This is a genomic window from Streptomyces sp. NPDC001668 (genome assembly GCF_042893155.1).
GTDB lineage: Bacteria > Actinomycetota > Actinomycetes > Streptomycetales > Streptomycetaceae > Streptomyces.
The window spans coordinates 635,074-649,770 of sequence record NZ_JBIAUQ010000001.1 but is presented as its reverse complement, the minus strand read 5'-3'; the positions used below and the strand labels follow the sequence as shown (position 1 = coordinate 649,770).

General features: G+C 70.9%; 12 protein-coding genes and 1 pseudogene. 6 read left to right on the top strand and 7 right to left on the bottom strand.

Features of this window, described 5'->3' with window-relative positions:
* Window positions 1–14: 14 nt before the first annotated feature.
* Window positions 15–920 carry a class A beta-lactamase gene (bla, locus tag ACFYZ8_RS02905; protein WP_388536861.1) on the top strand — a complete coding sequence of 302 codons (906 nt, stop codon included), beginning with the start codon at window positions 15–17 and terminating at the stop codon, window positions 918–920.
* Window positions 921–924: 4 nt separating this feature from the next.
* On the opposite strand, the gene ACFYZ8_RS02900 is transcribed toward bla, so the two are convergent.
* On the bottom strand, window positions 925–1,356 hold the full coding sequence (locus tag ACFYZ8_RS02900) for a protein phosphatase (protein WP_388536828.1): 432 nt from the start codon (window positions 1,354–1,356) through the stop codon (window positions 925–927).
* 81 nt (window positions 1,357–1,437) lie between these two features.
* Here ACFYZ8_RS02900 and ACFYZ8_RS02895 point away from each other — a divergent pair, with 81 nt between their 5' ends.
* The 4 genes from ACFYZ8_RS02895 to ACFYZ8_RS02880 all read left to right on the top strand — a co-directional run bounded on the left by ACFYZ8_RS02895 (window position 1,438) and on the right by ACFYZ8_RS02880 (window position 4,527).
* Window positions 1,438–1,965, top strand: coding sequence for a SigE family RNA polymerase sigma factor (locus tag ACFYZ8_RS02895; RefSeq protein WP_359037335.1), 528 nt, complete (start codon window positions 1,438–1,440; stop codon window positions 1,963–1,965).
* A gap of 5 nt (window positions 1,966–1,970) precedes the next feature.
* Entirely contained in the window at window positions 1,971–2,885 is a 915-nt protein-coding gene (locus tag ACFYZ8_RS02890; RefSeq protein ID WP_388536859.1) for a hypothetical protein, read from the top strand.
* Window positions 2,886–2,988: 103 nt separating this feature from the next.
* The gene (locus tag ACFYZ8_RS02885) at window positions 2,989–3,909 is read left to right on the top strand and encodes a dihydrodipicolinate synthase family protein (protein ID WP_388536826.1); all 921 of its coding nucleotides are present in this window, start codon (window positions 2,989–2,991) and stop codon (window positions 3,907–3,909) included.
* Window positions 3,910–4,020: 111 nt separating this feature from the next.
* The gene (locus ACFYZ8_RS02880) at window positions 4,021–4,527 is read left to right on the top strand and encodes a DinB family protein (RefSeq protein WP_359037340.1); all 507 of its coding nucleotides are present in this window, start codon (window positions 4,021–4,023) and stop codon (window positions 4,525–4,527) included.
* Between the two features lie 70 nt (window positions 4,528–4,597).
* Here ACFYZ8_RS02880 and ACFYZ8_RS02875 read toward each other — a convergent pair.
* The 6 genes and pseudogenes from ACFYZ8_RS02875 to leuA form a co-directional block, all read right to left on the bottom strand.
* A pseudogene (locus ACFYZ8_RS02875) lies at window positions 4,598–5,051 on the bottom strand (response regulator); the annotation flags it as partial.
* A 35-nt stretch (window positions 5,052–5,086) separates the two neighbouring features.
* Window positions 5,087–6,370, bottom strand: coding sequence for a sensor histidine kinase (locus ACFYZ8_RS02870; protein WP_388536824.1), 1,284 nt, complete (start codon window positions 6,368–6,370; stop codon window positions 5,087–5,089).
* The gene (locus tag ACFYZ8_RS02865) at window positions 6,367–6,489 is read right to left on the bottom strand and encodes a hypothetical protein (protein WP_388536823.1); all 123 of its coding nucleotides are present in this window, start codon (window positions 6,487–6,489) and stop codon (window positions 6,367–6,369) included. Before ACFYZ8_RS02865 ends, ACFYZ8_RS02870 begins: the two co-directional genes overlap by 4 nt.
* A 78-nt stretch (window positions 6,490–6,567) precedes the next feature.
* Window positions 6,568–10,584: a tetratricopeptide repeat protein gene (locus ACFYZ8_RS02860; RefSeq protein WP_388536821.1), complete on the bottom strand. Its 4,017-nt coding sequence runs from the start codon at window positions 10,582–10,584 to the stop codon at window positions 6,568–6,570.
* Between the two features lie 106 nt (window positions 10,585–10,690).
* The gene (locus ACFYZ8_RS02855) at window positions 10,691–11,386 is read right to left on the bottom strand and encodes a TerB family tellurite resistance protein (protein ID WP_359037344.1); all 696 of its coding nucleotides are present in this window, start codon (window positions 11,384–11,386) and stop codon (window positions 10,691–10,693) included.
* Between the two features lie 186 nt (window positions 11,387–11,572).
* Entirely contained in the window at window positions 11,573–13,294 is a 1,722-nt protein-coding gene (leuA, locus tag ACFYZ8_RS02850) for a 2-isopropylmalate synthase (protein WP_388536819.1), read from the bottom strand.
* Window positions 13,295–13,613: 319 nt separating this feature from the next.
* On the opposite strand from leuA, the gene ACFYZ8_RS02845 reads away from it, so the two are divergent.
* On the top strand, window positions 13,614–14,684 hold the full coding sequence (locus ACFYZ8_RS02845) for a M4 family metallopeptidase (RefSeq protein ID WP_388536818.1): 1,071 nt from the start codon (window positions 13,614–13,616) through the stop codon (window positions 14,682–14,684).
* Window positions 14,685–14,697 lie beyond the last annotated feature (13 nt).

Sequence of the window (14,697 nt, the reverse complement as noted above, 5' to 3'; positions counted from 1 at the left end):
TTGAAGAGACCGGCATCTGTTCCCGTTCGAAGGAGAGCAAGATCTCAGGCACCGGAAAGCTGTCCCGCCGCACGCTCGTGGCCGCCGGTGCGGCCACCCTCCTGACCGGCAAGGCCGCGTACGCGGCCGACGACGTCTCCGCGCGCCTGCGCGCGCTGGAGGCGCGCTACGGCGCCCGGCTCGGCGTCTACGCCCACCACCTCACCACCAGGCGGTCCGTCCGCTTCCGCGCCGACGAGCGCTTCCCGATGTGCTCCGTGTTCAAGACCCTCGCCGCCGCGGCCGTCCTGCGCGACCTGGACCGGCACGGCGAGATCCTGGCCCGCCGGATCCACTACACCGAGGCCGACCTGGTGATGCCGGGCTCGGACCAGACCAAGGAGCATCTGGCCGAGGGCATGACGATCGCCGAACTCGCCGAGGTGGCCATCACCCACAGCGACAACACGGCCGGAAACCTCCTCCTGCGCGAACTGGGTGGCCCCACCGCGATCACCCGCTTCGCCCGCTCCCTCGGCGACCGGGTGACCCGCCTCGACCGCTGGGAGCCCGAGCTGAACACCGCCGAGCCCTGGCGGCTCACGGACACCACCAGCCCGTACGCCATCGGCCGCACCTACGGCCGTCTCGTCCTCGGCGACGCGCTGAACCGCCGGGACCGCGGCCTGCTCACGCACTGGCTGCTCAGCAACACGACCAGCGTGAACCGCTTCCACGCGGGACTGCCGAAGACGTGGACGATCGCCGACAAGACGGGCAGCGGCTCCTACGGCACCGCCAACGACGTGGGCGTGGTCCGGACGGAGGCGGGCGACCCGATCGTCCTGTCCGTGCTGTCGACGATGCCCGAGCCGGACGCCGTACGGGACGACGCGCTGGTCGCCGACGCGGCCGCGGTGGTCGCCGACACCCTGGGCTGACCGGTCAGAACCGCCGGACGTACCGGCGCTGCCACGGCGTCTCCACCGCCCGCCGGTCGTAGTGCTCGCGGACGTAGGCCACCGCGCTCCCCGCCGGCACTCCGTCCAGAACCGCCAGGCAGGCAAGGGCCGTTCCCGTACGGCCCTTGCCACCCCCGCACGCGATCTCCACCCGTTCCTCGGCGGACCGCCGCCAGGCCTCGGTGAGCACGTCACGGGCCTCCCCGCGGTCCGCGGGCAGTCGGAAGTCCGGCCAGCGGAGCCAGCGGGAGGCCCACGGGACCTCCGGCGGGCGGCCGCCGAGCAGATAGACGCCGTACGACGGTGTCGGCGCGGCCGGATCCAGCGGGTACCTCAGGCCGCGGCCCCGCACCAGGCGCCCGGACGGCAACCGGAGGATGCCGGGCTCGTGCGGGTCCCAGTTCCACCCCTTCATCACCCCATTCGAACCCGTCATCGACACCCGGGCAACCGAATCCGCCCCCACCGTGGTCTGGTGGGCGAGGGAGGGTGCTTGATGCAGGCCGAACTAGAGGACCGGTTCCAGGAATTCGTCAGAGCCAGGTGGTCGCACCTCGTGCGGACCGCCTATCTGCTCACCGGCGACGCACACCACGCCGAGGATCTGACGCAGACGGCGCTGGCGAAGGCGTACCGCTCCTGGCGGCGCGTGTCGGGCAGCGACAATCCGGAGGCGTACGTCCGGCGGATGCTCGTCACGTGCAACAGCGACCGCTTCCGCAAGCGGCGCGTGAAGGAGTCGCTGACCGACACGCCGCCGGAGCGGGCGGGCCGCGACGAGGCCGTGGCGCGGGTCGACGAACGCGGGGTGCTGCTGGGCGCCCTGGCCGGGCTGCCGCCCAGGCAGCGGGCGGTGGTCGTCATGCGCTACTGGGAGGACCTGTCGGAGGCGGAGGTCGCCGAGGTGCTCGGCTGCTCGCAGGGCACGGTCAAGAGCCAGGCGTCCAAGGGACTGGCGAAGTTGCGTACGTATCCGGGGCTCGCGCAGGTCATGGACCGCGCGCCGCAGGGAGGCACCAAGTGAGCGACATGAGCGAAGGGGAGCGGGACTTCGAGGAGCAACTGCGGGAGCTGCTCGCCGAGGACGCGTACACGATCCGGCCCTCGCCGGCGCCGTACCCGCAGATCCGTCGCCAGGGTGTGGTCGAACGGCGCCGCCGGGTGGCGGTGGCCGGGGCGGTCCTGGTGACACTGGCCGCGGTGCCGGTGGGGGCGTTCGCGGTGGGCGGCGGGGGGACGGGGACGGCCGACACGGCGACGACACCCACGGCGTCCGCGAGCGCCACACCGGCCTCCACCCCCACCCCCTCCGCCACGCCCAGCGGGCCCGCGGGACCGGCCACGGCGGGGCAGTTGCGGGACGGGATCACCCGGGAGCAGGCCGTGGAGGGGCTGGAGGGGTGCATCGCCGAGCACCGGAAGAACGTCGCCATGGGCGCCCGCGACCTGCACCTGGGCAAGGCCGAGGACTACCGGATCATCCTGGCGCTGAAGAGCACCGGGGACCTCAACTCGCCCGGTGACGGCACCTTCGTGGTCGCCGTGCAGGAGAAACCGTCGGAGGTCCGGCTGGTCTGCAACATCAAGGGCGGCGTGGCCTCCGGGCTCAACTACAGCGGTGGCAGCGACCGGCTGCCGGACTCCCCGCCCGTGCTCGCCGACGTCAACGCCAACAAGCTCTACCAGCAGTCCTTCCTGAACAAGGGCCACTGGAAGCTGCCGTTCAGCTGGGGCTTCATCGGCACGGTGGATCCGACGGTGGCCAAGGTGACCGTGTCCTACGGCGGCGCCACCAGCGAGGCCGTCCTCGACCACGGCTGGTTCGCCGCCGCGGGCACCCTCACCGAACAGGTCACCAGGAACCCGCACGTCAAGGGCTACGACAAGGACGGCAAGCTGATCTACGACTCCGACGAGGACAAGACGTACCAGCAGGTGCCGTAGCAGGCCGGGCCGGGCAGGGGGCGCCGTACAGGGGTCGGCGCCCCCTCACCCTTTGCGGGAGGATCAGTGGACGGCCGATCCCGAGGAGCCCCGAGGAGCCCCGATGACCCTTCCCGCCCCGCTGACCGGTGTCGTCCCGCCCGTCTGCACGCCGCTGACACCGGACCGCGAGGTGGACGTGCCCTCGCTGCTCAGGCTCGTCGACCATCTGGTCGCGGCCGGGGTGCACGGCCTGTTCGTGCTCGGTACGACGTCCGAGGTGGCGTTTCTGACGGACGCCCAGCGCAGGCTGGTGGTGGAGACGGTGACCAGGCACGTCGGGGGGCAACTCCCGGTGCTGGCCGGGGTGATCGACATGACGACGGCCCGGGTCCTGGACCATGTGCGGGCGGTGACGGCGGCGGGCGCCGACGCGGTCGTCGTCACGGCGCCCTTCTACACGAGCACCCATCCGCGGGAGATCGCCCGCCACTACCGCATGGTCGCCGCCGGCAGCCCGGTCCCGGTCATCGCGTACGACCTGCCGAGCGGTGTCCACACCAAGCTCCCCGCGGACGTGGTCCTGGACCTCGCCGCCGAGGGCGTACTGGCCGGCCTCAAGGACTCCAGCGGTGACCTCGCGGGGTTCCGCAAGGTCGTCGCGGGCGCCATCACCGGTTTCAGCGTCCTGACCGGCTCCGAACTCATCATCGACGCAGCCCTCTTGATCGGCGCGGACGGCGCGGTCCCCGGTTTGGCCAACGTCGACCCCGAGGGCTACGTCCGCCTCGACCGCCTGTGCCGTACGGGCGACCGGGAGGCGGCCCGGGCCGAACAGGAGCGCCTGTGCGCCCTGTTCGGCATGGTCACCGTGGGCGACCCGGCCCGCATGAGCGCTTCGTCATCGGCCCTCGGCGCCTTCAAGGCGGCCCTGCACCTGCGGGGCGTGATCGACTGCCCGGTGACAGCGGAGCCGCAGGTGCCGTTGTCGGCGGCGGAGGTGGAGCTGGTGGGTGGGTTCCTGGCCGGGGCCGGGCTGCTGTAGAACGACCCCCGTCCGGTGGATCATGCCGGGCGGCCCGTCGTTGAGGTCCGTCGTTGAGGCCCGTCGATAATTGCTTCGACAACGGTCGCCGGATCGGGGACGCTTCGCGCGATGACCAGAATCGATGACACACCGCCCGAGTGGGACGAGCGCACCCAGCTCACCAGGTTTCTCGACTACACGCGTGGCACGGCCCACGCCAAGTGTGATGGCGTCTCCGCGGAGAACGCCCGCAAGTCGCTCCTGCCGGGGTCACCGCTGATGACCATGAGCGGAGTGATCAACCACCTCCGGTGGGTGGAGTACTACTGGTTCCAGGTGGTCTTCCTCGGCGAGGAGGACCGGGGCCCCTGGACCGATGAAGACCCCGACCGCGAGATGCGTATCGCGGTCGACTTCCCGCTGACGCAATTGCTCGACGAATACGCTGAACAGAGCACCCGCTACCGCGAACTGGTCGCCGGGACCAGCCTGGACACCAAGGCCGAGCGGGCTGTCCGCGACGGTCTCCATGTCGACCTGCGCTGGATCCTCCTCCACCTCACCGAGGAGACAGCCCGCCACAACGGGCACTTGGACATCCTGCGCGAGATGCTCGACGGCACGACCGGCGACTGATCCGACAGAGGCTCTTGGCCGGCGGTCGGCACGCTGTCCCTTCGGCTCGGGAGGGTCGTCATTCGCCGCTGGGCGGCGATCTCGGTGTTGTTGAGGCCCCGAGCGACCAGGGCCAGCACCTCGCGCTCCCGGTCGGAGAGGCACTCGGGCCCGCCGCCCGCCACCGGTACCGTCGGGCCGCGCAGGAACCGTTCGATCAGCCGGGCCGTCGGTCCGGGGGACAGGAGTGCCTCGCCGGCGGCCACCGTGCGGATGGCGTCGAGGAGTTCGGCCGGGCGGGTGTCCTTCACGAGGAAGCCGGAGGCGCCCGCGCGCAGCGCCTCGACGAAGTTCTCGTCGGTGTCGTAGGTCGTCAGGACGAGTACCCGCACCCCGGCGAGCTCCTTGTCGGCCGCGATGAGCCGGGTCGCCTCGATGCCGTCGAGGTCGGGCATGCGGATGTCCATGACCACCAGGTCGGGCCGCGTGCCCCGGACCGCCTCCACGGCCTCCCTGCCGCTGCCCGCCTCTCCCACGACCTCCATGTCCCGCGCCGACTCGACGAGCAGCACGCGGATGGTCAAACGGTTCCCTCCCCCACGGCGAGCGGCAGCGCCGCCGTCACCTCGAACCCGCCGTCCGGCCGTGGTCCGGCGTCGAGTGTGCCACCGACGCTGCGGGCCCGCTCCCGCATTCCGACCAGTCCGAAGCCGGGAGTGTGCCCGGGGGTGGGCCCGGTGCCGTCGTCGGTCACCGACACCCTGAGGGCGCCCGGTTCGTCGTACAGCCTGAGGCGTACGGCGGGTTCGGGGCCCGCGTGCCGGACCGCGTTGGTCAGCGCCTCCTGGACGATGCGGTAGGCGGCGGCGCCGACGGCGGGCGGCGGATCGGCGCGGATGCGCAGGTCCTGTTCGACGCGGGCACCGGCGAGGCGGGCCGCCGCGACGAGGTCGGGCAGGCCGTCGAGGCCGGGCAGCGGGTCGCGGCTGTCCGGGTGGCCGTGTTCGCGCAGCACCTCCAGGGTCGTACGGAGTTCGCCGCGCGCGGTCCGGCAGGTCTCGGCGATGTCGTCGAGGGCCCCCGCGACCGCCTCCCGGTCCAGGCGTTCGGGGTCGGCGGCCAGGACGTGCGCGGCCACGGAGGTCTGCACGCCGATCAGGGTGATGCTGTGGGCGAGCAGGTCGTGCAGGTCGCGGGCGATGCGCAGCCGTTCCTCGGCGACCCGGCGGCGGGCCTCCTCCTCGCGGGTGCGTTCGGCGCGGACGGCGCGTTCGACGATGGAGGCGACGTACTGGCGGTAGTAGCGGACGTCGATGCCGCAGAAGAGGACGGCGATGATCCAGCCGGAGGTCCGCAGCAGTTCGACGGCCTGGTGGGCGCTGACGGTGAGCATGACGCTCGTGGAGACGGTGAGGACGGTGGCGCCCGTCAGGACGGTCCGCAGGGGGCGGCCGGTGACGGCGACCGTGTAGAGGGCGACGTAGGCGACCGGGGTGGGGGCGAGGTGGTTGTACTCGAATGCGTGGTACGGCACGATCAGCGCCACCACCGCGGCCAGCACCGGCAGGGGACGGCGGCGCCGCCACACGATCGGTACATGGGCGGCGAGCAGCAGTGTCCAGCCGAGGGCGTCCGGGCTGCGGGCCTCGTCGGTGAACAGGCCGAGGCAGACGGCCGCCGCCGCCAGCGCGACGGCGAGCAGGGCGTCGTTGCGGGTGCCGTGCGGGGCGGTGCGCGGGTCGCGGTTGACCGCCGCCATGATCCGCTCGCCGAGCCGGGGTCCGGTGATCTGCTGCACGGATTCATCTTCGTCGCGGAGGGCGCCCTTCCGGGAGGGAAGGGCGCCCAGGACCGACCTCGTCACACGGGTTCCCGCTGCCGCTCGGCCGGTACGGGCGGCTCGGGCGCCCGGGACAGCGGCCCCGGCCACCACACCTTGCGGCGCAGGGCGACGGCGGCGCTGGTGACCAGGTAGGTCCGCACCAGGAAGGGGCCTCCCTCCGGTTCGGGTGTCTGTGTCGGTTCCAGACTCCCGGCGGGGAGGGGGCGAATCGTCGGGCGTCAGGGCGATTGGGGGGCTACTGCCGGGGGTGGCGGAAGTGCGCCGTTACTCCCGGGGGAGTACTGCGGGCGCAGTCGGAGGGCGGCGGGAACGCGACGCCAGTGGCCGGTGGCGAGGCAGAGGAGGACGTGACGCGGCCACTGCTTCTCCACTTGGCGGGAGTGAAGGCCGAAGAGGCGCTGGGCCTCCAGGATGACGGCCTCGTGCAGGACCACCGCGCGGTGCGGGTGAAGCGCCCACAGCGCCGCCCGAGCATGGTCGACGCGCGCCTCCCAGGTGAACACGTGGTCAGGGCCGTGAACGCGCACGCGGTCGGCGAGCAGGGCCTCGTACTCGCGGAGGCCGGTGCGGACACGGCCTGTACGGCGCGCCGTGGCCGCGGCGAAGCGGCGGGCATCGAGGGTCCAGGGATGGTCCTCACCGAAGCGCCGTTCATGGTCCTCGACATGGACACGCGCGATCTCCATCGCCGCGCACAGGCGGCCGCAGCGCCGGAGCGCCTCGGCCCAGTGGGCTCGCTGGGTCCATGTGTCCACATGGTCGGGGCCGTACTCCGCGATCATGTCGTCCAGCAGGCGCCCTTGGATCACGGCGTCGAGGGGCCGGAGCCCGACGGAGCCGTACGCATGTCCCATCTGACGCCGTGAATTGACGGAGTCCGGACTCGTACGGCCCGATCTGAGTTCGTGCGCCCGCAGCACCCGACGCCGGAGGCGAAGTGCCTTGAAGCGGCGCTGTATCGACCGGTAGTCACCGGCCATGTCGGCCAGCCGACCGATCGTGTTCGGATGGTCCGGCCCCAGCAGGCGTACGTATCTGCCGTGCAGATCCCGCCTCCGCCACCGCGCAGCCGACTTGTGTCCGTCGTCCACGAGCGCGTCCGCCTCCTCGGTACGGGCGGCCAGCGTCAGCAGGTCGTCCCTGCCCTCCGGGAAACGGCTCGCAGGAGAGTCCGCTTCGGCCATGTCCAGGCGCTCCGCGTAATGTCCCGCCTCGCCGTAAGCGCGCGCCAGCCAGCGGCGGGCGAGCCTCGCATAGGTGTGTTGGTGGCCGAAGACGCGGGTGACTTCCTCCGCGACCCCCTGATACAGAGCGAGAGCCTCATCATGCAGCCCGGACCTGAGCAGCGCGTGCGCCAGGGCACCCCGGGCCCAGACGACGCTGATGTGGTCCTCCCCGAACATTCTGGTTCTCTCCGCGAGGTTCTCCTCACACAGCGCGCGGCCTTCCGCCAGGTCACCGCGCGCGAGCAGAACCCCCGCGAGTTCACTCCGCGCGGTGAAGGCATGGCGGTGACCGCTGCTCAGATTCCGGGCGGTGTCGGACAGGATCTGCGTCAACAGGGAGACGGCCTCGTCGTGACGTCCGGCGGCGGTCAGTGCCTCGGCCAGGACGAGCCGGACACCGACGGTCTGCAGATGATGGGCTCCGTAGCCGCTCTCGTGCTCGGAGAGAACCGTGCGAGCCGTCTCGATGGCCTCGCGTATGCGGCCGGTGCGGATGCACAGCTGAACGAGGAACCGGCGCGCTTCGAAGGTCCCCGGGTGATCCTTGCCCAGCAACCGCTCGTGATCGGCCAGCAGTAAGGTCTGCTCTCCGTACGCTTCGTCGCTGCGCCCCGCGTCGTCGATCGACCACACCAGGTCACGGCGTGCGGCGAGGGTGCGCGGATGCTCCGGGCCGTAATGGTCCAGGCGTTCCTCCACCACCTGCCGGAAGAGCGCGACCGCTTCCTCGTACCGGGCGAGCCGCTGAAGGCAGACGGCGACGGTGGCACGGATCGTGGTCGTATCGGCGGATCGTGCTCCGAAGACCCGCTCGGCGTCGCGCAGCGCGTACTTGGCCCAGAACCGCGCGTCGGTGAACCGGGCTGCCTCCAGATACTTGTGGGCCAGGCTGTTCCGCGTCCAGACGATCTCCGGCGTGTCCGGGCCCGCGGTGACCTGTCGCTGCAGAAGCCGACGCCACAGCAGCGCGGCCCCCTCTTCCCACCGGCCGATGGACGCGTAGCCGTCGGCCAGACTCTGCCACGACCGTAGGCTCGGTTCGGACTCCGCGGGCTGGTAGGTCCATTCGGCGTTCATCCGCTCCACGAGGCGCCTCGCCACACTCAGCTGGCCCGCGGCCGCATACGCCTTGGCCAGGTCGGCGAGCACGTCACGGGCATCGGCGTGGTCGGCGCCGAGCAGTTGCCGCACGTCCCGTTCCAGCTCCTCGTACAGCGGAACCGAGAGCGCGAACCGTCCGGCCTCGTCGTACGACCTGGCGAGGTCCCAGCGCGCGACCAGCGTGTACTCGTCGTTGGGTCCCAGAGACCGCGCCTTGAGCTCCATCAGCCTGCTGCGTACGGCGATGGCCCGTTCGGTGCGCCCCGCCCATTCGCACACGTCGCCCTCGGTCTCCAGGGCGAACTGGGTTGCCGCGGCCTCCTCTCCCAGCGCGGCCACGCAGTCACCGCTCGTCTCTCCTGCCAGGGCCAGCGCCCGTGTGGCGCCCCCGACTTCGGCGAGATGTCCGTGCGCGGCCCAGCGGCGCAGCCGCAGCAGGCAGCTCAGTTCCTCCTCTCCGTACGATGACAGGGCCCGGTTCGCCGACCGCCACAACGCATCGATCTGATCGACCAGTTGGCCACCGTACTCGCGGCGTTCCCAGGCCTCGGCGCTCGGCACCAGCTCGTCCTCCAGGTACCGCGCCACGCCTGCCACCACCGCCCGCAGACCGTCCCCGGCCCGCTCCCGCACCACCCGCTGCACCAGCCGGTGCATGCTGACGGCGTCCGCCCCGGTGTCGGTGGCCAGGGATGCCTGGGCCAGCACGCCGAGCGCGTCCTCCGCGGCAGTGGGGTCGTCCGCTCCCAGCTGCCGTACCGCCCCGTACAGCAGGTCCTTCTGGACGCCGGCCGGCGAGAGGACGGACAGGGTCTCCAACAGGGTCCGGACCGGCAGGCCGGGGTTGCGGTCCTCGACCTGTTCCGCCGCGATGAGCATGGCCTCGGCAACCCGGTGCGGATAGCGTTCACCCGGCACCTTGTCCAGCACGGACTCCAGCGAGAACGTCCGCAGTCTCGCCAGGTAGGCCCGGTAGCCGGTGCCCCGCTGCCGGATGACCTGCGCGGCCTGGGAGAGGGCGAGCGGCAACCGCCCCAGTTCCTCGGCCAGTTCGGCCGCCCCGTCGTCCGATGCGGCTCCCGTGCGAAGCCGCAGGAAGGCCAGGGCCTCTTCCTCGGAGAAGACGGTGACGTCCACCAAGGCCCCGGCGAGGTTCTGGAAGGCCTGCGACGTGGCCGTGACCACGACCTGGGCCCGGCCGGTGGTGGGCAGCCAGCCCGCCACCTCGTCCGGGTCGGTCGCGTTGTCCAGCACGATGAGACACGGGTCCGGATTGCGGCCGATCCAGGTCAGCGCGGCACGCGCGGCCTTGACGGCATCGTCCGCCGGATCCCGCACACCCAGTTGATCGGCGAGTTCGGCCAGGCCGGAGACGAGCTGCCCACTGTTCTCCGCGGTGATCCAGGCGACGACGGCCCAGCCCTCCTCGACACGGCGCCTGGCGTAGGCCGCGGCCAGCTGGGTCTTGCCCACGCCCCGGGCACCGGTCACCGCGTGGACCACCGTCAGGCTCTCGCGCCCGGCGGCCAGGGCCAGTTCGGTGAGGAGGTCCACACGGGGCTGGAAGCCCAGGGGTTCACGGGGCAGGTCACCCATGCGCACCAGCGGTGAGGGCGGGGCTTCGGCTACGGCGGCCCCATGGACGGTGACCGTCGCGTTCGGCAGTTCTACGCGTGCCCCGGCCGGTACCTGCTCCGCCCTGTCCCTCTCCGCTCTCGGCACCCACCACGCGCCCCACGTGCCGCCCACGGTCGCCGCAACGGTCGCGGCCGCGACAGCGACGGCCACGCGGTTGTCGTCGTCCGTCGGCAGCAGCGGAATGTCGGCCGCGTAGAAGAGCAGGAAGACTCCCGCGAATGCCAGGACGTCCAGAGCCGCCACCAACGCCCAGCGCATGCCCTGCCTCACGCGCTCTCCCTCACTTCGTCTGTACACGTACGGGAGAGCGATTGTGCCCGGGAACCGGTGCGGAGACGTATCGGTCCGGTGCTACGACGCCTGCGGATCCGTCGGCCTACGACGGCGTCCGTGCCGCCGCCAGCAGCCGGGGCACGTCGTCCGCGCAGATCGTCAGGGCGGTGCCCACCGTCGACAGCGCGTCCCGTTCCGCCGGGGTGTACGGGCCGTCCGCGAGGGCGATCCGGGCCGCCTGGAGGAGGATCGACTCGCGGCCGGCCGGGGCGAGGTGGGGGGCGAGCGGGTCGAGGGCCTCGTGGAGCTCTATGGCGAGGCCTGCTCCGCAGGGGCGGTCGTAGACCCGGCCGGTGTCCTCGGCGAGGGCCTCGACGAGGGCCTCCAGCTGGTCCTCCGTGCAGTCGTCGAAGCCGGCCGCGCGGACCGTGGCGGCCGCGACCTCGAGGGAGGTGCGCGAGCAGGTGCCGCCCGCCGCGAGGACGGCGAGCGCGACGGTGTGGACGGCGTCGCGGAGCATCGCCGAGAAACGGGTCGTGGTCGGGTGGTCGAGGACGTCCATGCCGAAGTGGCGTCGGCAGGCCGCGCATTCCACGACCGGGCCGGTGTCGCCGCGCGGCAGCACCGGCACGCCCAGCAGGACCAGGCGTCGACGGCCGGTCAGGCGCTGGTAGTTGCGGTCGCCTCCGCATCCGGGGCAGAAGAACTCGCCGTCGCCGACGGTCGTCCACGCGGTACGGGTGCCCATGAGGCGCGCAGGCCTGGCAGCACGGCCGTTTCGTCCCCGTCCAGGCAGCACGTCACACCTCCGCGTAACCCCGCGGCAACATCGCCGCGCTTGCGTGATGTTAGCCACATGAGAGAGGTGGAGTCAGCACCCTGGACGAGACCTGCTCGTGACCTTCACGGGCCGATGGCCGATAAACGACGGGGCCTTGATCGCCGTATACAGCGATCAAGGCCCCGAAACCCCCGGTCAGAGGGATTATCGAGCGGCCCGGTTGACGGCCGAGACGACCGCCTTCAGTGACGCACGCGTCGTGTTCGCGTCGATACCGATTCCCCAGAGAACCTTGCCGTCGATCGCGCATTCGATGTAGGAGGCGGCCTGCGCGGAGGCGCCCTCGCTCATCGTGTGCTCCTGGTAGTCCAGCAGCCGGGCGTCGATGTCCACCTTGGACAGCGCGTCGAAGAACGCGGAGATCGGACCGTTGCCCGAGCCGGTCAGGACGGTGTCGACGCCGTCGACCGTGGCCTCCACCTTCAGGGTGTCCACGCCGTCGGTGTCGGTGGTCGACTGGCCGTTCTTGACCTGGATACGGCCCCACGGGTTCTCGGGGTTGGGCAGGTACTCGTCCTGGAAGACCGCCCAGATGTCGGAGCCGGTGACCTCGCCGCCCTCGGCGTCCGTCTTGGCCTGGATGAGCTTGGAGAACTCGATCTGCATCCGGCGGGGCAGGTCCAGCTTGTGGTCGTTCTTCAGGACGTACGCGATTCCGCCCTTGCCGGACTGCGAGTTGACCCGGATGACCGCCTCGTAGGAGCGGCCGACGTCCTTGGGGTCGATCGGCAGGTACGGGACCGCCCACTCGATGTCGTCGACGGTGACGCCCTTGGCCTTGGCGTCGGCCTCCATGGCGTCGAAGCCCTTCTTGATGGCGTCCTGGTGGGAGCCGGAGAAGGACGTGTAGACCAGGTCGCCCACGTACGGGTGGCGCGGGTGGACCTCCATCTGGTTGCAGTACTCCCACACCCGGCGGATCTCGTCGATGTCGGAGAAGTCGATCTGCGGGTCGACGCCCTGCGAGAACAGGTTCATGCCCAGGGTGACCAGGTCGACGTTGCCGGTGCGCTCGCCCTGTCCGAACAGACAGCCCTCGACGCGGTCGGCGCCGGCCATCAGCGCCAGCTCGGCGGCGGCGACGGCGGTACCGCGGTCGTTGTGCGGGTGGACCGAGATGCACACGTGCTCGCGGCGGGAGAGGTTGCGGTGCATCCACTCGAAGCGGTCCGCGTGCGTGGACGGCGTCGAACGCTCCACCGTGGCGGGCAGGTTGAGGATGATCTCGCGGCCCGGACCGGGCTGGTAGACGTCCATCACCGCCTCGCAGACCTCCAGCGCGAAGTCCAGCTCGGTGTCGGTGAAGATCTCGGGGCTGTACTGGTAGCCGAACTCGGTCTCGGGGCCCAGCAGCTTCTCCGCGTACTCCATCACCAGGCGGGTGCCGTCGACGGCGATCTGCTTGATGTCGTCCTTGGAGCCGCGGAAGACCACGCGGCGGAAGACGGGAGCCGTGGCGTTGTACAGGTGGACGGTGGCCCGCTTGGCGCCCTTCAGCGACTCCACGGTCCGCTCGATCAGGTCCTCGCGGGCCTGGGTCAGTACGGAGATCGTGACGTCGTCGGGGATGACCCCGGGCTCCTCGATGATCGAGCGTACGAAGTCGAAGTCCGTCTGGCCCGAGGCCGGGAAGCCGACCTCGATCTCCTTGTAGCCCATCTTGACCAGCTGGTCGAACATCCGGCGCTTGCGCTCGGGCGACATCGGGTCGATCAGGGACTGGTTGCCGTCACGCAGGTCGGTGGAGAGCCAGCGGGGGGCGACGGTGATCCGGTTGTTCGGCCAGGTGCGGTCCGGGATGTCGACCTGCTCGTACTGGCCGTACTTGTGGATCGGCATGGTGCTGGGCTGCTGGCGGTTCGCCATGATTGCGGGGCTCCTCAGGGTGTCCGGAAAGGACGGCCGACACGCAACGCGAAGCTCCGCGGGGAGGGAGTCGACCTGGACTACAGGCCCTCGCCGCGGCAGCTAAGAAGAAGCAGCCCGAAACGCATGATGCGCAGAATGCTAGCGGAGCCGCTCTCCGTGCGGGGCGCTGTATCAGTATGCGGGACCAGGGGAGCGAAGGGGACAAAAAGTGCGCTATACCACTTCGTCACGGAGCGTGCGCCTCCCTGTCCGTATATTTCACCAATCATGGTTGCGACTAGTGACACGGTCATGACTCAGTGCAAGGGTGCCGGGCATGACGACCAACGGGGGCTTCGAGCCCGTCTTCTGCACCGTCGTACCGCCACACGTCCTCGACAGGCTGGCCAGGAACGACGACCCCGCACTCTCCGGTCCCGCCCGGCGCACCCTGATGCGCGACAGCGAGCTGCGCGGCCGCCGCCGCGTCACCACCGAGTTCGGCCTCGCGGCCGCGCCGACGGCGAAGGCACCGTCGGACCAGCCGCTGCGCACGATCTACGACGCCGGACACAAGGGCGACCTGCCGGGCGAGAAGGTCCGCGCCGAGGGCTCCGAGCCCGGCCAGGACGCCACCGTCAACCGCGCCTACGCCGGTCTCGGCGCCACCTTCGACCTCTACCTGAAGGCCTACGCCCGCCACTCGATCGACGGCGACGGCCTCCCGCTCGACGCGAGCGTCCACTTCGACGAGAACTACAACAACGCCTTCTGGAACGGCGAGCAGATGGTGTTCGGCGACGGCGACGGCGAGATCTTCCTCGACTTCACCATCCCGATCGACGTCATCGGCCACGAACTCACCCACGGCGTCACGCAGTACACGGCGAACCTCACCTACTACGGCCAGCCGGGCGCCCTCAACGAGTCGATGTCCGATGTCTTCGGCTCGCTCATCAAGCAGTACACGCTCGGCCAGACCGCCGCCGAGGCCGACTGGCTGATCGGCGCGGGCCTGCTCGCGCCCAGCGTCTCCGGCAAGGCGCTGCGTTCCATGAAGGAACCGGGCAGCGCGTACGACGACGACGTGCTCGGCAAGGACCCGCAGCCCGCGACCATGGACGACTACGTCCGCACCGGCCGCGACAACGGCGGCGTGCACATCAACTCCGGTATCCCCAACCACGCGTTCTACCTGGTCGCCACCGCCCTCGGCGGCCACGCCTGGGAGCGCGCGGGCCAGATCTGGTACGACGTCCTCACCGGCGGCGAGCTGAGCGACCGCGCGCTGTTCAACGACTTCGCAAAGCTCACCGTCAAGGCCGCGCGCGAGCGCTTCGGCGACGGCGGCGACGAACTCCAGGCCGTGTCGAAGGCCTGGGAGCAGGTCGGGGTGCGGATTCTGTGAGTCCGTACTAGAC

What these genes read in the sequence shown, in the direction of transcription:
- leuA (WP_388536819.1), bottom strand. Translation starts at nt 13,294, where the DNA reads ATGGCGAACCGCCAGCAGCCCAGCACCATGCCGATCCACAAGTACGGC.
- ACFYZ8_RS02890 (WP_388536859.1), top strand. Translation starts at nt 1,971, where the DNA reads ATGAGCGAAGGGGAGCGGGACTTCGAGGAGCAACTGCGGGAGCTGCTC.
- ACFYZ8_RS02845 (WP_388536818.1), top strand. Translation starts at nt 13,614, where the DNA reads ATGACGACCAACGGGGGCTTCGAGCCCGTCTTCTGCACCGTCGTACCG.
- ACFYZ8_RS02885 (WP_388536826.1), top strand. Translation starts at nt 2,989, where the DNA reads ATGACCCTTCCCGCCCCGCTGACCGGTGTCGTCCCGCCCGTCTGCACG.
- ACFYZ8_RS02880 (WP_359037340.1), top strand. Translation starts at nt 4,021, where the DNA reads ATGACCAGAATCGATGACACACCGCCCGAGTGGGACGAGCGCACCCAG.
- ACFYZ8_RS02895 (WP_359037335.1), top strand. Translation starts at nt 1,438, where the DNA reads ATGCAGGCCGAACTAGAGGACCGGTTCCAGGAATTCGTCAGAGCCAGG.
- ACFYZ8_RS02900 (WP_388536828.1), bottom strand. Translation starts at nt 1,356, where the DNA reads ATGAAGGGGTGGAACTGGGACCCGCACGAGCCCGGCATCCTCCGGTTG.